Genomic DNA, 18196 nt, shown 5'->3' with positions numbered 1-18196 from the left:
CGTCAAGGTGCGAGCGTGCGCAGATATTCCATCAGTTCGCTTGCGGTATTGCTGGCGCGCTCCGGCTCACGCGAAACGATGGCTTCGATCAGCGCGGCATGGGCAGTAGCGGAACCGGTGATGCTGGCGGATGGGCGCAAGCGAAACCAGAACCGACGGCTATGGGTCTGAAGTGGGGCGGCCAGACGGGTTGCATAGGGATTGTTGGCGGCAGAGCCGAGCACAATGTCAAAAGCCTTGTCGGCATCGAGAAATGACTGCACATCCTCATCCGGGATAGCCTGCCGCATGGCTGCCGCTGCCGCTTCCAGCCGCTGATAGTCACGCGGACTGCCGAAGCGGGCGGCATCGCGCGCCAGTACACGTTCAACACCTTCGCGAGCGTCCAGCACCTTGGCGAAATCCTTCGGGTCAATCGGCGCGATTGCAATGCCGGAACGGGGGCGGACTTCCATCAGTCCTTCCCAGGCAAGCCGCTGAATGGCTTCCCGCAGCGGCGTACGGCCCATACCGGTCAGGTCGATGAGCGTGCGTTCGTTGACTACGGCTCCCGGCTCAAGCTCAAGCGTTACGATCATGCGTTCCAGCGTGCGATAGGCTTGCTCGGCAAGGCTTTCGCCGCCCAGCCCATCAATGACTGTTGCGAGTTTGCCGGTAGCAGCTTTCATCGACCGTTCGCGGAGGCTCGTCTGTGTCATGTCGTCCAGTGTCCTCCATGATGGCAATTGACAGGAAACAATCCTACAAATATATCTCTGATATATCAATATGGACCAAGGATGCAGCCGTGCCGGCCCCACGCTTGCTTTAACCGGGTTTCGGCATAGTGTTATTCCAAAATTTTGTTAGACGGGTTGGCGCTCCGATTTCAAAGTCGCTCTGATTTCGAACCCGCATTGTGCCAGACAGGCATCGATTGCGCGTACGAAGTTCGGGCACCGGTTCACCGGTATTGACAAAGGCAAGGGGCTCCATCCGTGATGACGCCTCAATAAGCATCGGTGGGGAGCCGCACAAGAATGAAATCTGATCCCAACAAGCAACAAAAAATGGGACAGCAGGATATTGTTATCATTGGCGGCGGCATTGTCGGTTCTGTGACGGCTGCACTTCTGACCGAGGCCGGGCGCGATGTGCTCGTCATCGACCGTACCGGCATCTGCGAGGAAACGAGTTCCGGTAATGCTGCGGCGCTCGCTTTCTCCGAAATTCTGCCGCTGGCTTCCAAGGGCGTCATGCGCAAGGTGCCGGGCTGGCTAATGGACCCGCTGGGACCCTTCTCCATTCGCCCGTCCTATTTTCCGAAAATGGTGCCGTGGCTCTATCAGTTCTGGCGCGCCAGCAGCGCTCAGGCGCTGGAGAAAACCGCTGTCACGCAGGCCAATATCATGCGGCTTGCGGCAAGCGAAATGCTGGCGCTGATCGACCGCGCCGAGCTGCGCGACCGTCTGCAGGAAAACGGCAATCTGGAACTCTATGAAAGCGAAGCCGAGCTGAACGCTGCTCTGCCAAGCTGGGACATTCGCGAGAAAGCTGGCATTGCGCATGAACATGTCCATGGTGCGCGGTTGGCTGAATTGCAGCCGGGCCTCAGCCCGCGCATCGTGGCTGGAACCTTCGTGCCCGGCTGGAAAAATGTCAGCGACCCGAAATTGTTCGGACAGGCTGTCTGGGCCTATGCGGAACGCCTTGGCGCACGCTTCCTGAAAGCGAAAGTGACGAACGCGCAACCGGCAGAAGGCGGCGCGCGCGTGCGTCTTGAAGACGGCACGGAAATCAGCGCGAAGAACCTCATCGTGATGACCGGAGCGTTTTCACGCGATTTCGCCAAGGGATTCGGCGATGCGGTGCCGCTCGATACCGAACGCGGCTACAACACAACTTTGCCGGTGGGTGCTTTCGACGTGAAGCGACAGCTCACCTTCCCAAGTCACGGTTTCGTCGTCACGCCAATGGCGACAGGATTGCGCGTCGGCGGTGCAGTTGAGTTCGGTGGGCTCGATCTGCCACCGAATTATGCGCGCTCCAAAGCCATGCTGACCAAGGCGTCCCGCTTCCTGCCGGGTCTCAAAACCGAAGGCGGACGCGAGTGGATGGGCTATCGTCCTTCCATTCCGGACTCAGTGCCTGTCATTGGCCGCGCCTCGTCGGGCGGAAATATTTTCTACGGCTTCGGCCATGGCCATCTGGGCCTCACACAATCGGCAGCGACCGGACGCCTCATCCGCGATCTGATCACCGGCGCAAAGCCTCCAATCGACATCGAACCATTCAAGCCTCAACGTTTTCGGAACTGACCATCATGGCAAGACATTCCTTTTTCTGCGTCGACGGACATACATGCGGCAACCCCGTACGCCTTGTGGCGGGCGGTGGCCCGAACCTCGAAGGTTCGACCATGATGGAAAAGCGCGCGCATTTTCTGCGCGAGTTTGACTGGATCCGCACCGGCCTGATGTTCGAACCACGCGGCCACGACATGATGTCGGGATCGATCCTCTATCCGCCAACACGCCCGGACTGCGATGTGGCGGTGCTGTTCATCGAAACCTCTGGCTGCCTGCCCATGTGCGGTCACGGCACTATCGGCACCGTGACCATGGCTATCGAGCAGGGTCTTGTCACGCCAAAGACGCCGGGCAAGCTCAACCTCGATACGCCAGCCGGTCTGGTCGCCATCGAGTATGAGCAGAACGGCCAGTATGTAGAGCGTGTGCGTCTCACCAATGTTCCGGCTTTCCTCTATGCCGAAGGCATGGAAGTGGAATGCCCCGATCTTGGCACGCTCAAGGTCGATGTGGCCTATGGCGGTAACTTCTACGCCATTGTCGAGCCGCAGGACAATTACACCGATATGGCTGATTACAGCGCCCTGCAGCTGATCGCCTGGAGCCCGGTTCTGCGTCAGCGTCTCAACGAGAAATACAAGTTCCAGCATCCGCTGCTGGCCGATATCAACCGTCTGACGCATATCCTGTGGACCGGCAAGCCGACCAAGCCGGAAGCCCATGCCCGTAACGCCGTCTTCTACGGCGACAAGGCCATTGACCGTTCGCCTTGCGGCACCGGCACCTCGGCGCGCATGGCGCAGCTGACCGCCAAGGGCAAGCTGAAGCCGGGCGATGAATTCGTGCATGAATCCATCATCGGTTCTCTGTTCCATGGTCGCGTCGAGCGGGCAGTGGAAGTCACAGGGCCTGCAACGGGCCAGGATACCGTCCTGCCGGGAATTATCCCGTCAATTGCGGGCTGGGCACGCATGACAGGTTATAATACGATATTCATCGATGACCGGGATCCGTTTGCTCACGGTTTCACAGTTGCATAAAACGGGTACGGTTGGTCAAAAGCGGCCAGCCACCCAATTTCTTGCCCTTTGAGGCTTCGGGGAAAACATGGGATAAGGCGTCCGTTTCGGTAGAAAAGGACGCGAAAGGGGCGTTTGGTAGGGGACATAACTGGTTTGCGGAAGGATGAAGCAATTAGTCTTTTGTTTAAGACGAAAGGGGCTTGCATTCCTTGATGCAGCCGTTAGGTGTAATCGACCGGGAAAAAAATGAGGGTGCACGAAATAATGATGCGCCAATAAGATTCCGGCTTGTTAAATGGGTGGCTTTTCGATGGAATATTTCCTCCAGCAGGTGATCAACGGGCTCGCGCTCGGTTCGATCTATGGCCTGATCGCCATCGGCTACACGATGGTCTATGGTATCATTGGCATGATCAACTTTGCTCATGGCGATGTTTTTATGCTCGGCGCCTTTATGGCGCTGATTGTTTTTCTAATCATCACAACCTTCATTGGAGCACTGCCGATTGCACTGCTTCTGCTTCTGATGATGGTGGTTGCTATGCTCATGACCGGCTTGTGGAGCTGGACGATCGAGCGCGTGGCTTATCGGCCGCTGCGCGGTTCGTTCCGCCTTGCACCGCTGATCACGGCAATCGGCATGTCGATCGTCCTGTCCAACTTCGTCCAGGTGACGCAGGGTCCGCGCAACAAGCCGGTTCCGCAGCTCCTGAATGGTTCGTACAGCCTGTTCGGTTCCAGTGTCACGATTTCGCTCAAGCAGATCGTCGTCATTGTGGTAACCGCCGTGCTGCTGGCGATCTTCTGGTACATCGTCAATCGCACATCGCTCGGTCGTGCACAGCGTGCCTGTGAGCAGGACCGCAAGATGGCGGCGCTTCTCGGCATCAATGTCGACCGCGTGATTTCGCTCACCTTCGTGATGGGTGCCATGCTCGCAGCTGTCGCCGGTACGCTCTACCTGTCCTTCTACGGTGTGATTTCCTTCGCCGACGGGTTCATCCCCGGCGTCAAGGCGTTCACCGCTGCAGTTCTGGGCGGTATTGGCTCGCTTCCGGGCGCAGTTGTTGGTGGTCTGCTGATCGGTCTGATCGAAGCGCTCTGGTCTGCTTATTTCTCGATCGACTACAAGGATGTCGCGGCGTTCTCGATCCTGGCGATCGTGCTGATCTTCATGCCGTCGGGTATTCTTGGCCGTCCTGAAGTCGAAAAGGTGTAATCATGGCTGTACAGTCGAGTTCACGCCCGGATTCCCTTTTTGGCCGGGCCATTCGTGAAGGTATCATCGCCGGTCTGCTGGCGCTGGGTCTCTTCGTTCTGATCATCGGTTTCAAGACCGAGCAGAACATCAACAATGAACTGGTGCTGGTGCAGCGCTGGGGCGCATTGGCCGTCATGGTCGCGCTGGCGGCAGTGGGGCGCTTCCTGTTCGTTGCGTTCCTGCAGCCGCAGCTGGAGGCGCGCAAACTCGCCAAGAGCAAGCGCATGGTGGATGCCTCGGAAGGCCAGTCTTTCTTCCGTACCCATTTTTCCAAGCTTGGCGTTGCCTTCCTCTTTGCCTATCCGATCCTGATCGTCATGGCTCTGGGCTGGCAGGGTTCACTCAAATGGGTGGATAATTTCGGCGTCCAGATCCTCATCTATGTGATGCTGGCCTGGGGGTTGAACATCGTTGTCGGTCTCGCCGGTCTTCTCGATCTCGGCTATGTGGCCTTCTACGCTGTCGGTGCTTATTCCTACGCGATCCTGTCGAGCTATTTCGGCCTGTCGTTCTGGATGCTGCTTCCCATGGCTGGTATTCTGGCCGCGACATGGGGCGTCATTCTGGGCTTCCCGGTCTTGCGTCTGCGCGGTGACTATCTTGCCATCGTGACGCTGGCTTTCGGTGAAATCATCCGTCTGGTGCTCATCAACTGGACCGATCTCACCAAGGGTACGTTCGGTATTTCGGGCATTGCCAAGGCAACCTTCTTCGGTCTGCCGTTCAAGGCCGGTCCGGATGGTTTTGCCGCCCATATGGGAATTGCTTTCTCGCCGGCGCATTACAAATTCTTCCTCTATTACGTCATTCTGCTGCTGGCGCTTCTGACCGCGTGGGTTACGATCCGTCTGCGCCGCATGCCGGTTGGCCGTGCATGGGAAGCGCTGCGTGAAGACGAAATCGCCTGCCGTTCGCTCGGCATCAACACCACGACCACCAAGCTCACGGCTTTTGCCACGGGCGCAATGTTCGGTGGTTTTGCAGGCTCCTTCTTCGCCGCACGTCAGGGCTTCGTGAGCCCGGAATCCTTCGTGTTCCTTGAGTCCGCAGTTATTCTCGCCATCGTCGTTCTTGGCGGTATGGGATCTCTCGTCGGTATCGCCATCGCCGCGGTCGTCATGATTGGCGGCACGGAAATCCTGCGTGAAATGGGCTTCCTGAAGGTGATCTTCGGTCCCGACTTCACGCCGGAACTCTATCGCATGCTGATCTTCGGCCTCGCTATGGTGGTCGTCATGGTCTGGAAACCGCGTGGCTTTGTCGGAAGCCGAGAACCAAGCGCGTTCCTGCATGCAAAGAAGATGGTGTCGGGTGCCTTTACCAAGGAAGGGCACGGCTGATGGCGGAGACAGCGACAATGTCTGACAATGTTCAGAAAAACCTGGTTCAGAAAGACACCGTTCTTCAGGTTGAGCATCTGTCGATGCGCTTCGGTGGCCTCGTCGCCATCAACGATCTGAGCTTCGATGTGAAGCGTGGTGACATCACCGCGCTCATCGGCCCGAACGGCGCCGGTAAGACGACGGTCTTCAACTGCATCACCGGCTTCTATAAGCCAACGGGCGGCATGTTGACCATGCATCGGAACACGGGCGACACTTTCCTTCTGGAACGTCTTCCGGATTTCCAGATCACCAAACAGGCTAAGGTGGCACGTACCTTCCAGAATATTCGCCTGTTCTCAGGTCTGACCGTTCTGGAAAACCTGCTCGTCGCCCAGCACAACACGCTGATGCGGTCGTCCGGTTTTACGATCCTCGGGCTTCTCGGTCTGCCGGGCTATAAGAAGGCCGCCAAGGAAGCCATCGATAAGGCACGTTACTGGCTGGACAAGATCAATCTGACTGCGCGCGCAGACGATCCGGCTGGCGATCTGCCTTATGGCGATCAGCGTCGTCTGGAAATCGCCCGCGCCATGTGCACCGAGCCGGAAATTCTCTGCCTCGATGAACCGGCAGCAGGTCTCAATCCACGCGAGTCGGCTGAACTGAACAAGCTTCTGCTTGATATCCGCAAGGATACGGGAACGTCGCTCTTGCTGATCGAGCACGACATGTCGGTGGTTATGGAAATTTCCGACCACGTGATCGTGCTGGAATATGGCACGAAGATTTCCGACGGCACGCCGGAAGAAGTCCGCAACGATCCACGCGTCATCGCCGCTTATCTCGGCGTCGACGACGAGGAAATCGCCGATCTGATCGACGAGGCGGATAAGCCTGGTGTGACCGATGCCATCGATCTTGTTACGACGCAGCTTGCGGAAGAAGCGATCGAACAGGAAAAGGCTGCGGAAGTGTCCCGTCTTGCTGGTGGACTGGAAGCGGCTCGCGATGGCAAGGCCGACAATCTGACGCTCGTGAAGGGTATCGGTGCGGTTAACGAAAAGAAGCTGAACGAGCACGGCATCTATCATTTCGATCAGATCGCCGCATGGTCCGAAGCCGACATCAAGCAGGCCGAAACCTATCTGGAATTCGATGGCCGCATCGCCCGTGAAGACTGGGTGGGGCAGGCCAAGCAACTGGCTGCTGGCCAGGCGACCGAATTCTCGAGCCGCGTCGAAGCCGGTGATGTTCCGACGAGCCACAAGACCGCTCCCGCAAAGGCGCCGCGAAGCCGAAAAGCTCCGGCCAAGCCGAAGAAGGGAGGCGAATGATGCAGGCTGATCCCATGCAGAAAAAGCAACCGCTTCTGGCCGTTGAAAAGGTTGAAACCTATTACGGCAACATCTGTGCACTGAAGGGCATCGACCTGACAGTGGATGAAGGCGAAATCGTTGCCTTGATCGGCGCCAATGGCGCGGGCAAGTCCACGCTGATGATGACGATTTTCGGTTCGCCGAAAGCGCGCACCGGTCGCGTTCTCTTCAACGGCAAGGACATCACGTCCATGCCGCCGCACGAGATTGCCAAGCTGCGTATCGCGCAGTCGCCGGAAGGTCGCCGTATCTTCCCGCGCATGACGGTTCTCGAAAACCTCCAGATGGGCGCGAGCCTCGATCATCAGAAGTACTTCGAAGAAGACGTGAAGCTGATGTTCGATCTGTTCCCGCGTCTCAAGGAACGCATCGGCCAGCGTGGCGGTACACTGTCGGGCGGCGAACAGCAGATGCTGGCCATCGCTCGCGCGTTGATGGCGCGTCCGAAGCTTCTGCTTCTCGATGAGCCTTCGCTTGGTCTCGCACCGCTGATCGTCAAGCAGATTTTCGAGGCGATCAAGGAACTGAACCGCACACAGGGCCTGACGGTATTTCTCGTCGAGCAGAACGCATTCGGTGCGCTCAAGCTCGCCGACCGCGGCTATGTGATGGTCAACGGATCGATCACGATGAGCGGCTCTGGCCGTGATCTTCTGGCCGATCCGGAAGTGCGCGCCGCCTATCTCGAAGGCGGAAGGCATTAAGGAGAAAGTCATGCAAGGTATTCTCTACGAAGAACCGTCTTTCTGGCTGTTTTTCCTCATCACATGTGTGCTGGGCGGCTGGGCTGCCTGGATGACAGGTCGCGCCTGTGCGCAGACCTGGCGCAGCCTGCCGCAGCTTCTGGTCTATTTGATCCCGCTGGGCGCTGCTGTGCGTTTCATCCACTTCGCGCTGTTTGAAGGCACGCTGCTTTCGTTCCACTATTATCTGGTGGACACGATCGTTCTGATGATCGTTGGGTCGATTGGCTTCCAATTCACGCGCACCAAACAAATGGTGAGGCAATATGGCTGGCTTTATGAAAAAGCTTCGCCACTGAGCTGGAAAGCAAAATAATTCGAAGCTTCGCCGTTCGCGGCGGAGCTTTTTTTAAAAGATCACGTTGACAGTACTATGATTCAGCGTAGATATTGCTGAGTATTCAGCAAGATAATAAGGCGGTGCTAAAACATCGCTTCGGGGTAAATACAAGGATGGGAGTTCCAAAAATGAAGAAGTATCTTTTTTCGGGCGTGGCTCTTGCTGCTGTGATGGCTTTTGGCGGCTCTGCATGGGCTGATGTACTTCTGGGCATCGGTGCGCCGCTGACCGGCCCGAATGCCGTTTACGGTGCGCAGATTCAGAAAGGCGCCGAAGCCGCCATCAAGGAAATCAACGATGCTGGCGGTATCAACGGCGAGAAGATCGCGATTACGCTCGGCGACGACGTTTCGGATCCGAAGCAGGGCATTTCGGTTGCCAACAAGTTCGCTGCTGATGGCGTGAAGTATGTTGTCGGCCACTTCAACTCGGGCGTTTCGATTCCGGCTTCGGAAGTCTATGCCGAAAACGGCATTCTCGAAATTTCGCCTGCTGCAACCAACCCGGTCTATACCGAGCGTCAGCTCTGGAACACGTTCCGTACCTGCGGCCGTGATGACCAGCAGGGTATCGTTGCCGGCCAGTACATCTTCGACAACTTCAAGGACGCGAAGATCGCCGTCATTCACGACAAGACCCCATATGGTCAGGGCCTTGCCGACGAAACCAAGAAGAAGCTGAACGAGCTCGGCACCAAGGAAACCCTTTATGAAGGCGTAAACGTCGGCGAAAAGGATTTCTCGGCTCTGATCGCCAAGCTCAAGCAGGCTGGCGTCACTGTCGTATATTGGGGTGGCTTGCATCCGGAAGCTGGCCTGATCATCCGTCAGATGGCTGACCAGGGTCTCAAGGCTCAGTTCATCTCGGGCGACGGTATCGTGTCGAACGAACTGGCTTCGATTGCTGGCGATGCTGTTGCCGGTACGCTGAATACCTTCGGTCCAGATCCGCGCAACAACCCGGACAATGCTGAACTCGTCAAGAAGTTCCGCGACGCCGGTTTTGAGCCAGAAGCCTACACGCTCTATTCCTACGCGGCCGTTCAGTCGCTTGCTCAGGCCGCCAAGGCTGCAGCCAGCAACGACCCGCAGGAAGTAGCCAAGGCGCTGAAGGCAAAGGGTCCGTTCAAGACCGTGCTTGGCGATATTTCCTACGACGAAAAGGGCGATCCGAAGCTCCCAGGTTACGTTATGTACAAGTGGGAAAAGGGCGCTGACGGGAAATATACCTACATTCAGCAGAAGTAATAACGCAGCATTATTACGCAATTGGAAAATGCCCGGCCATCGTGTCGGGCATTTTTGCTTTCTTAAGGCTAATGTAGGTCTGCAAAAAGTAGCTGACTCTTATTGATGAGTGATGCCGCATCGCGCTGATAGACGTGTGCCATCGGACGAATGAAATATCTATTTAAAACAATGTGTTGGGTCGATTATGGCGGAGGTGATTTTAAGGGAGTCGCCGCGGCCGCATAAACTCATGCGGAAAACGCCGAAAGTAGGTGATTTCTATGCTTTACTTTTATGGTTCTGCGAATTTACCTGTCTATGTGATTTCGCGTAGCGTGATTCTCTACGTTTAATCTCGCCTTCTGGGGAGGAGGCCGGTCATTCGGGCGGAGGTGCTTTATTTCCCCCAAACTGCGCCCGGCAAACGGGAATGCGGAACAGCCGGTTTTTCCAACACGGTTTGCAGCTTCTGCTGCGATCCATGCCGGGAGTGCGTGATCTGGACCGAAGGCCTGCTTGGCTCGTCGGGATTGCGCTCGGATATGTGTTGTGACGCGCATCTCGGTTCTGAAAGCCGTTTCGGGGGTGCGCTTTCTAATTCGCATTTGGCCGCCGGGATTGTTGTCTGGTGGCGGGTGCTCAAGTGGGAGTAATCGAAATGAAAAAGTCTTTGTTCTGCGGCGTTTGCCTTTCGGCTCTGGTCGCTTTTGGCGGCGCAGCCTTTGCCGATGTGATGGTTGGTGTTGGCGCGCCTCTGACCGGTAGTCAGGCTGCCTTTGGCGAACAGATCAAGCGCGGCGTCGAAGCTGCTGTCGCGGAAGCCAATGCCAAGGGTGGCATGAACGGCGAAAAGATCAGCATCGTTTATGGTGATGATGCCGCCGACCCGAAGCAGGGCATTTCGGTTGCGAACAAGTTCGTTGGCGATGGCGTTCAGTTTGTCATCGGCCATTTCAATTCCGGTGTCAGTATTCCGACCTCGGACATCTATGCCGAAAACGGCGTGCTGATGATCGCACCGGGCACCACCAACCCGACCTTCACCGAGCGTGAACTGTGGAACACTTTCCGCACCTGCCGTCGTGATGACCAGCAGGGCATAGTTGCCGGCAAATACATGGCCGACCATTATAAGGACGGCAAGGTCGCCATCCTGCACGACAAGACGCCTTATGGTCAGGGCCTCGCCGATGAGACCAAGAAGTCGCTCAACGAGAACGGCATGAAGGAAACGCTTTATGAAGGCGTGAACCAGGGCGACAAGGATTTCTCGGCGCTGATTTCCAAGATGAAGGCCGCAGATATTACCGCTGTCTATTGGGGCGGCATGCATCCGGAAGCTGGTCTTCTGATCCGCCAGATGGCCGATCAGGGCCTCAAGGCGCAGTTCATTTCGGGCGACGGCATCGTCTCCAACGAACTGGCTTCGATTGCCGGTGATGCAGTGGCTGGCGTCATGAACACCTTCGGTCCGGACCCGCGCGACGATCAGTCGAATGCTGAACTCATCAAGGCGTTCCGCGACAAGGGTTTTGAGCCGGAAGCTTATACCTTCTACGCCTATGCCGGTGTGCAGTCGCTTGTTAGCGCCGCCAATGCAGCAGGCAGCAACGATCCGCAGGAAGTTGCTACCGCGATGAAGGACAAGGGCCCGTTCAAGACTGTTCTGGGTGAGATCTCCTTCGACAAGAAGGGCGATCCGAGCCTGTCGCCTTATGTCATGTTCGAATGGCGCAAGGGTGAAGATGGTAAGTATAACTACTTCCAGAAATAATATTGCCTGATATATTGGCATAAATTGCTATAAAATTAATCAGAATGCCCGGCTTTTGGTCGGGCATTTTGTTTTTAATTGGTGGTTGCACAGTTTGTTTGCGCTTGATCCTATTGCAAGGTAAGCAATGGCGCCTTCGTCATTGCAGTAAGGGAGATCTGCCTTGCCTATCAGGAAAATTCTGGTCGCCAATCGATCCGAAATCGCAATTCGCGTATTCCGCGCCGCCAATGAGCTTGGGCTCAAAACGGTGGCCATATGGGCTGAGGAGGACAAACTTTCCCTGCATCGCTTTAAAGCGGACGAGAGCTATCAGGTCGGGCGCGGACCGCATCTGACCCGCGATCTGGGGCCGATCGAAAGCTACCTGTCGATCGACGAGATCATCCGTGTCGCCAAGCTTTCGGGCGCAGACGCCATTCATCCGGGCTATGGGCTTCTGTCGGAAAGCCCGGAATTTGCCGAAGCTTGTGCCGAAGCGGGCATCATCTTCATTGGTCCGAAGCCGGAAACCATGCGCCGTCTTGGCAACAAGGTCGCAGCGCGTAATCTGGCCATCGAGATCGGCGTGCCGGTGGTGCCAGCCACTGATCCGCTGCCGGACGATATGGAAGAGGTCAAGAAGCTTGCGGCGCAGGTCGGTTATCCGGTCATGCTCAAGGCAAGCTGGGGTGGCGGCGGTCGCGGCATGCGCGCGATCCGCGCCGAGGCCGATCTTGCCCGCGAGGTCACGGAAGCCAAGCGCGAAGCCAAGGCGGCTTTCGGCAAGGACGAGGTCTATCTCGAAAAGCTCATTGAACGCGCGCGCCATGTCGAAGTGCAGATTCTGGGCGATACGCATGGCAATGCCGTGCATCTTTTCGAGCGCGACTGTTCCATCCAGCGGCGCAACCAGAAAGTCGTGGAGCGAGCGCCAGCCCCTTATCTCAACGACGCGCAGCGTCAGGAACTGGCAGATTACGGCCTGAAGATCGCGCATGCGACCGATTATATCGGCGCGGGCACGGTGGAATTCCTGATGGATGCCGATAGCGGCAAGTTCTATTTCATCGAGGTCAATCCGCGCATTCAGGTTGAGCATACCGTCACCGAGCAGGTGACTGGCATCGATATCGTCAAGGCGCAGATCCATATTCTGGAAGGTTTTGCCATCGGCACGCCGGAATCAGGCGTGCCGCGTCAGGAAGATATTCGTCTCAACGGCCATGCCCTCCAGTGCCGTATCACGACGGAAGATCCGGAACAGAATTTCATCCCCGATTACGGGCGCATTCAGGCTTATCGTTCGGCTTCAGGCTTCGGCATTCGCCTTGATGGCGGCACGGCCTATTCGGGCGCTTTCATCACGCGCTATTACGACCCGCTTCTGGTGAAGGTCACAGCGTCTGGAGCGACGCCGCTGGAAGCCATCCGCCGCATGGATCGTGCGTTGCGCGAGTTCCGTATTCGCGGTGTAGCGACGAACCTCACCTTCCTTGAAGCGATCATCAATCATCCGAAATTCCTGTCGAACGACTATACGACGCGTTTCATTGATACGACGCCGGAACTGTTCGAGCAGGTAAAGCGACAGGACCGCGCCACCAAGCTTCTGACCTATATTGCCGATGTGACCGTCAACGGTCATCCGGAAACCAAGGGACGTGCGAAGCCGGCTAAGGATGCCGCAAAGCCACGCGTACCGTGGTTTGGCGATACGCCGGTTGCGGACGGCACCAAGCAACTTCTGGACAGTCTTGGGCCGAAGAAGTTTGCCGAATGGGTGCGCAACGAAAAGCGCGTACTCGTGACCGATACGACCATGCGCGACGGTCACCAGTCGCTGCTGGCCACGCGTGTGCGCACCTACGATATTGCGCGCATCGCCAACACCTATGCGCAGGCGCTGCCAAACCTGTTTTCGCTGGAATGCTGGGGCGGGGCGACCTTCGACGTGTCGATGCGCTTCCTGACGGAAGATCCGTGGGAACGTCTGGCGCAGGTGCGTGAAGGCGCGCCGAACCTGCTTCTGCAAATGCTGCTGCGCGGCGCCAATGGCGTTGGCTACAAGTCCTATCCGGACAATGTGGTGAAGTATTTCGTGCGGGAAGCCGCGCGTGGCGGCATCGATCTGTTCCGTGTCTTCGACAGCCTCAACTGGGTTGAGAACATGCGTGTTTCGATGGATGCAGTGCTGGAGGAAAACAAGCTCTGTGAAGCGGCCATCTGCTACACCGGCGATATTCTGAACCCGGAACGCGCCAAATATGACCTCAAATATTACGTCAATCTGGCGAAAGAGGTCGAGAAGGCTGGCGCGCATATCATCGCCGTCAAGGATATGGCGGGCCTGTTGAAGCCTGCCGCGGCGCGGGTGCTGTTCAAGGCGCTGCGTGAGGAAACAGATCTGCCGATCCATTTCCACACCCATGACACATCCGGCATTTCCGCTGCGACGGTGCTGGCGGCGGTGGATGCGGGCGTCGATGTGATCGATGCGGCCATGGATGCTTTGTCCGGCAATACTTCGCAGCCTTGCCTCGGCTCCATCGTCGAGGCGCTGCACGGTGCCGAGCGTGATCCGGGTCTCGATCCGGAATCGATCCGCCGCATTTCCTTCTATTGGGAAGCCGTGCGCAATCAGTATGCGGGCTTTGAAAGCGATCTCAAGGGACCGGCTTCGGAAGTCTATCTGCATGAAATGCCGGGCGGTCAGTTCACAAATCTGAAAGAGCAAGCACGTTCGCTCGGGCTTGAAACCCGCTGGCATGAAGTGGCGCAGGCCTATGCCGATGTGAACCGCATGTTTGGCGATATCGTCAAGGTCACGCCGTCCTCCAAGGTGGTGGGCGATATGGCGCTGATGATGGTCAGCCAGGATCTGGATGTCAGCGATGTCGAGAATCCGGAAAAGGATATCGCCTTCCCGGATTCCGTGGTGTCGATGATGCGCGGCGATCTCGGACAGCCGCCTTCGGGTTGGCCGACAGCGCTTCAAAAGAAGGTGCTGAAGGGCGAAAAGCCATTCACCGTCCGTCCCGGCTCGCTGCTCCCTGCCGCTGATCTCGATGCGGAACGCAACGGGTTTGAGGAAACTGTGGGTCGCAAGATCGACGATCAGGAGTTCGCGTCGGCGCTGATGTATCCGAAAGTCTTCACGGATTTCGCTGCCGCACAGGAAACCTACGGTCCGACAAGCGTTCTGCCGACGCCGGTTTACTTCTACGGCCTCAAGCCGGAGGAAGAAGTCTTCGTCGATCTCGAACGCGGCAAGACGCTGGTGATCGTCAATCAGGCGATGAGCGAGACCGACGAAAAGGGCATGGTCACCGTGTTCTTCGAACTGAACGGTCAGCCGCGCCGCATCAAGGTGCCGAACCGTGCCAAGGGTGCCTCGGGCGGTGTCCGCCGCAAGGTGGAAACCGGCAATGACAATCAGGTCGGCGCGCCGATGCCGGGTGTCATCTCGACGGTTGCCGTCTCCAGTGGCCAGAAGGTTTCGCAGGGCGATGTGTTGCTCTCCATCGAAGCGATGAAAATGGAAACGGCCATCCATGCCGAGCGCGACGGTGTCATTGCCGAAGTGCTGGTGCGGCCCGGCGAGCAGATCGACGCGAAGGATCTACTTGTCGTCTACTCCGAGTAATTCTTGGTTCAATGGAAGCGGGCGATTTGGGGTCGCAGTACCCGACGCCTCCTTTTCCCTCATCCTGAGGAGCCGTTGAAAACGGCGTCTCGAAGGGCGAGGGAAACGCACAGCGCTTGCCCTCGTCCTTCGACAGGCTCAGGATGAGGGGGCAGCGTAGCGGCAGATCAGACCGAAACTGTTGCATTCGCAGTCGTTAAAACCGTTAGCAAACCAATGCCGCGCCCCTTAAAAGGCGCGGCATTTTGTTTGTGCTTGCAGTACGCGCAAATTCTGATATGCATGTTTGTGCCGATTTATGCATGTTTATGCGTGTTAGGAGAGATAAGTGGCGACGGAGCTTTTGCTTCATGAAAGACAGGCGCGCATTCAGGACCTGTTGCAGCAGTCGGGCCGCGTGCTGGCGGCTGAGCTGGCCGAAAGCTTTGGCGTGTCGGAAGATACGATCCGTCGCGACTTGCGCGATATGGCGGCTGCCGGTCTCTGCAAGCGTGTTTATGGCGGCGCTCTGAAAGCTGCACCGTCATCGCTGTCGCTGGCAGAGCGCGATGTGGAGCGCACGGAGGCCAAGGCGTCGTTGGCGGTTGTGCTGCTTGGCCTGATTAAGCCGGGAATGACAGTGTTTCTCGATGCATCCTCGGTCAATACAGCTTTGGCACGGCTTCTGGTGGAGCGCGGCGAGGCGCTGACGGTTGTCACGAATACGCCGTCGATTGCCACTATTCTGCTTTCTGCGCCCGATATTGAACTCATCATGATCGGCGGGCCCATTGATCGCCGTGTCAGTGCTGCGGTTGGCGCACGCGCCTTGCGGGATGCAGAGCTGCTGCGTCCTGATCTTTGTGTGCTTGGTGCTTGCGGCGTTGCAGCGGAAATCGGCGTTACCGCGCTTTTTCTGGACGATGCCGAGTTCAAGCGCACCATTGCCAGCCGCAGCCGGTCTGTCGTACTGGCAATCACCAATGACAAGCTTGGCACTGTCGCAGCGCATGATGTCGTCTCACTGGATGATATCGGTGTCATGGCTGTCGAACAGGATGCCGATGAAGAACTGCTTGCGCCCTTTGTGGCGGCGGGCGTGAATATACTACGCGCGGCAGCAGGCCGTGGCTGAGGGACATATGGAACAGGTTTCCGGACGGGAAGATGCTGCGCTGTCACGCGCGCCAATGATCACCAAAGAGCGCATCGCTGTCGCGCTGCTCTTTCTGGCAAACGGCTATATTTTCGGTGGCTGGGCTCCGAAAATTCCGGAATTCGCCGCACGCCTTGGGCTGGACAGTGCGGGCATGGGACTGATGATCCTTGTCTTCGGCATCGGCTCGCTGTCCATGATGCCGGTGGCGGGGGCTTTGTCGGCTCAACGTGGTTCGGGTGCTGTGGTGCGCATTTTCGCGCTGGCCTTCATTCCGGCGCTGCTGATTATCGCTCTGGTGCCGAATGTCGTCACCGCCGTGATCGTTATGTTCTATTTCGGTGGCACCATGGCTGCGATGGATGTGGCAATGAATGCCAATGCGGTCGCCGTGGAGAAATCCATGCGCCGTGCCATCATGTCGTCCTGTCATGCATTCTGGAGTCTCGGCGGACTTATCGGCGCGGCAAGTGGCGGCTTTCTCATCGCACAGTTCGGCTCGACCGTTCATGCGCTGGTGTCGACCGTTGTTGCAGCGGGGCTGATCGCCGTTGCGTGGCCATCGGTCATTGCCGACAAGTTCCATCACCCCAGCGGCGAGAAGCAAAAGCTGACCTTGCCGCGCAATCCGCTGCCTTGGCTTGTCGGCGTGATGGCTTTGTTTTCGATGGTGCCGGAAGGCGCGATCATTGACTGGAGCGCTTATCATATGCGTCAGGATCTGGGCGCGTCGGTGACGCTGGCGGGCTTCGGCTTTGCGGCCTTCTCCTTCTCCATGGCGGTAATGCGCTTTGCGGGCGATCTGGTGCGCGACCGTTTCGGCGCAGTGCGGACGCTGCGTGTCTGCACGGTCATTGCCATTATCGGCATGTTGATTGTCGGCTTTTCCACCGATCCTTATGTGTCGCTGGTCGGCTTCGCCATTTGCGGCATCGGCATTTCCAACATGGTGCCGATTGCCTTTTCGATGGCTGGGAATATGCCGGGCGTCAATCCGAGCGTCGGCCTGTCGATTGCAACGACGCTTGGCTATTCCGGCATGCTGGTGGCCCCGTCGCTGATCGGCTTTGTCGCCAGCCATAGCGGTTTCGGGGTGGTGTTCATCGCGCTGCCTGCGTTGCTTCTGGTGGTGCTCGCCTTTTCCAGTCTCGCTCGATACGCCGACCAGAAGCATTAGAGCATTTCCAGCAAAAGTGCGTAGCGGTTTTGCGTAGGATAATGCGCAAAAACAAATGAATAGATCTGTTTATTCCGCGGTCCAGCCGCCTTCGACAGGCAGGGCCGCGCCATTGATCTGTGCGGCCGCGTCCGTGGCGAGGAAGGCTGCGAGCGCCCCGATCTGCGCGGTGGTGACGAATTCCTTCGTCGGCTGCTTATCGAGCATCACGTCGTGGATCACCGTTTCACGATCCATGTTGTGGGCCTTCATCTGGTCTGGAATCTGCGCTTCCACAAGCGGTGTCAGCACATAGCCGGGGCAGATGGAATTGGCGGTGATCTTGGCTGTTGCCAGTTCCAGCGCCAGCGTCTTGGTCAAGCCGACAATGCCGTGCTTGGCCGCAACATAGGCTGACTTGAACGGCGAGGCGACCAATCCGTGGGCCGATGCTATGTTGATGATGCGCCCCCAGCCGCCCGCACGCATGTGCGGGATGGCGGCGGCGGATGTATGGAAGGCCGAGGTCAGGTTGATCGCGATAATGCGGTCCCATTGCTCGGTCGGAAATTCTTCCACCGGCGCGACATGCTGGATGCCTGCATTGTTGACCAGAATATCGGCGCTGCCGAACGCCTTGACGCTGTCGGCGACCAGCCTGCGGCAATCATCGCCCTTCGACATATCGGCTGCGATATAGACCACGCTGACGCCATGTTCTTCGCCCAGCATACGGGCAAGTGCATGATCTTCGTCTCGGTCGGTGAAGGAGTTGATCACAACGTTGTGTCCCGCGGACGCCAATGCATGGGCGATGCCAAGGCCGATCCCGGAATTGGAGCCGGTGACAATAGCGGTTTTGCGGGCAGTTGCGTCGGTCATGGGCGGGCATCCTCGTTTATGATGACGCGCATAATGAGAG

At 57.5% G+C, this 18196-nt stretch carries 14 protein-coding genes; 12 read left to right on the top strand and 2 right to left on the bottom strand.

Features of this window, described 5'->3' with window-relative positions; all coding sequences use genetic code 11:
- Nucleotides 1–2: 2 nt before the first annotated feature.
- A complete protein-coding gene (locus FHW03_RS17110) occupies nucleotides 3–668 on the bottom strand; it encodes a GntR family transcriptional regulator (protein ID WP_377515099.1) in 666 nt (221 codons plus the stop codon).
- A 351-nt stretch (nucleotides 669–1019) separates the two neighbouring features.
- Here FHW03_RS17110 and FHW03_RS17105 point away from each other — a divergent pair, with 351 nt between their 5' ends.
- The 12 genes from FHW03_RS17105 (at nucleotide 1020) to FHW03_RS17050 (ending at nucleotide 17295) form a co-directional block, all read left to right on the top strand.
- Nucleotides 1020–2297, top strand: coding sequence for an FAD-dependent oxidoreductase (locus tag FHW03_RS17105; protein ID WP_182521717.1), 1278 nt, complete (start codon nucleotides 1020–1022; stop codon nucleotides 2295–2297).
- A 5-nt stretch (nucleotides 2298–2302) separates the two neighbouring features.
- Entirely contained in the window at nucleotides 2303–3328 is a 1026-nt protein-coding gene (locus FHW03_RS17100; protein ID WP_182521716.1) for a 4-hydroxyproline epimerase, read from the top strand.
- 292 nt (nucleotides 3329–3620) lie between these two features.
- Nucleotides 3621–4529, top strand: a complete 909-nt coding sequence (locus tag FHW03_RS17095; protein WP_078339595.1) for a branched-chain amino acid ABC transporter permease — start codon at nucleotides 3621–3623, stop codon at nucleotides 4527–4529.
- 2 nt (nucleotides 4530–4531) lie between these two features.
- Nucleotides 4532–5911, top strand: coding sequence for a high-affinity branched-chain amino acid ABC transporter permease LivM (gene livM, locus FHW03_RS17090; protein ID WP_182521715.1), 1380 nt, complete (start codon nucleotides 4532–4534; stop codon nucleotides 5909–5911).
- On the top strand, nucleotides 5911–7230 hold the full coding sequence (locus tag FHW03_RS17085) for an ATP-binding cassette domain-containing protein (RefSeq protein ID WP_182521714.1): 1320 nt from the start codon (nucleotides 5911–5913) through the stop codon (nucleotides 7228–7230). The genes livM and FHW03_RS17085 overlap by 1 nt, the downstream gene beginning before the upstream one ends.
- Nucleotides 7230–7976, top strand: coding sequence for an ABC transporter ATP-binding protein (locus FHW03_RS17080; protein ID WP_182521785.1), 747 nt, complete (start codon nucleotides 7230–7232; stop codon nucleotides 7974–7976). Before FHW03_RS17085 ends, FHW03_RS17080 begins: the two co-directional genes overlap by 1 nt.
- 10 nt (nucleotides 7977–7986) lie before the next feature.
- A complete protein-coding gene (locus FHW03_RS17075) occupies nucleotides 7987–8331 on the top strand; it encodes a DUF6867 family protein (protein ID WP_182521713.1) in 345 nt (114 codons plus the stop codon).
- A 152-nt stretch (nucleotides 8332–8483) separates the two neighbouring features.
- Nucleotides 8484–9602, top strand: coding sequence for a branched-chain amino acid ABC transporter substrate-binding protein (locus FHW03_RS17070; RefSeq protein ID WP_113534752.1), 1119 nt, complete (start codon nucleotides 8484–8486; stop codon nucleotides 9600–9602).
- 640 nt (nucleotides 9603–10242) lie between these two features.
- A complete protein-coding gene (locus tag FHW03_RS17065) occupies nucleotides 10243–11358 on the top strand; it encodes a branched-chain amino acid ABC transporter substrate-binding protein (RefSeq protein ID WP_182521712.1) in 1116 nt (371 codons plus the stop codon).
- Between the two features lie 163 nt (nucleotides 11359–11521).
- Nucleotides 11522–14983, top strand: a complete 3462-nt coding sequence (gene pyc, locus FHW03_RS17060; protein WP_182521711.1) for a pyruvate carboxylase — start codon at nucleotides 11522–11524, stop codon at nucleotides 14981–14983.
- 328 nt (nucleotides 14984–15311) lie between these two features.
- Nucleotides 15312–16097: a DeoR/GlpR family DNA-binding transcription regulator gene (locus tag FHW03_RS17055; RefSeq protein ID WP_182521710.1), complete on the top strand. Its 786-nt coding sequence runs from the start codon at nucleotides 15312–15314 to the stop codon at nucleotides 16095–16097.
- Between the two features lie 7 nt (nucleotides 16098–16104).
- The gene (locus tag FHW03_RS17050; RefSeq protein WP_182521784.1) at nucleotides 16105–17295 is read left to right on the top strand and encodes an MFS transporter; all 1191 of its coding nucleotides are present in this window, start codon (nucleotides 16105–16107) and stop codon (nucleotides 17293–17295) included.
- Between the two features lie 69 nt (nucleotides 17296–17364).
- Here FHW03_RS17050 and FHW03_RS17045 read toward each other — a convergent pair whose 3' ends face one another.
- Nucleotides 17365–18156 (bottom strand): 3-hydroxybutyrate dehydrogenase, encoded by a 792-nt coding sequence (locus FHW03_RS17045; RefSeq protein ID WP_182521709.1) that lies wholly within the window; start codon nucleotides 18154–18156, stop codon nucleotides 17365–17367.
- Nucleotides 18157–18196 lie beyond the last annotated feature (40 nt).

This window comes from Ochrobactrum sp. RH2CCR150, from assembly GCA_014138095.1.
GTDB classification, from domain to species: domain Bacteria; phylum Pseudomonadota; class Alphaproteobacteria; order Rhizobiales; family Rhizobiaceae; genus Brucella; species Brucella gambitense.
Note: the sequence above shows the minus strand (reverse complement) of the source record. Positions and strands in the feature narration are given on the sequence as shown.

What these genes read in the sequence shown, in the direction of transcription:
- FHW03_RS17110 (WP_377515099.1), bottom strand. Translation starts at nt 668, where the DNA reads ATGAAAGCTGCTACCGGCAAACTCGCAACAGTCATTGATGGGCTGGGC.
- FHW03_RS17105 (WP_182521717.1), top strand. Translation starts at nt 1,020, where the DNA reads ATGAAATCTGATCCCAACAAGCAACAAAAAATGGGACAGCAGGATATT.
- FHW03_RS17100 (WP_182521716.1), top strand. Translation starts at nt 2,303, where the DNA reads ATGGCAAGACATTCCTTTTTCTGCGTCGACGGACATACATGCGGCAAC.
- FHW03_RS17095 (WP_078339595.1), top strand. Translation starts at nt 3,621, where the DNA reads ATGGAATATTTCCTCCAGCAGGTGATCAACGGGCTCGCGCTCGGTTCG.
- livM (WP_182521715.1), top strand. Translation starts at nt 4,532, where the DNA reads ATGGCTGTACAGTCGAGTTCACGCCCGGATTCCCTTTTTGGCCGGGCC.
- FHW03_RS17085 (WP_182521714.1), top strand. Translation starts at nt 5,911, where the DNA reads ATGGCGGAGACAGCGACAATGTCTGACAATGTTCAGAAAAACCTGGTT.
- FHW03_RS17080 (WP_182521785.1), top strand. Translation starts at nt 7,230, where the DNA reads ATGCAGGCTGATCCCATGCAGAAAAAGCAACCGCTTCTGGCCGTTGAA.
- FHW03_RS17075 (WP_182521713.1), top strand. Translation starts at nt 7,987, where the DNA reads ATGCAAGGTATTCTCTACGAAGAACCGTCTTTCTGGCTGTTTTTCCTC.
- FHW03_RS17070 (WP_113534752.1), top strand. Translation starts at nt 8,484, where the DNA reads ATGAAGAAGTATCTTTTTTCGGGCGTGGCTCTTGCTGCTGTGATGGCT.
- FHW03_RS17065 (WP_182521712.1), top strand. Translation starts at nt 10,243, where the DNA reads ATGAAAAAGTCTTTGTTCTGCGGCGTTTGCCTTTCGGCTCTGGTCGCT.
- FHW03_RS17050 (WP_182521784.1), top strand. Translation starts at nt 16,105, where the DNA reads ATGGAACAGGTTTCCGGACGGGAAGATGCTGCGCTGTCACGCGCGCCA.
- FHW03_RS17045 (WP_182521709.1), bottom strand. Translation starts at nt 18,156, where the DNA reads ATGACCGACGCAACTGCCCGCAAAACCGCTATTGTCACCGGCTCCAAT.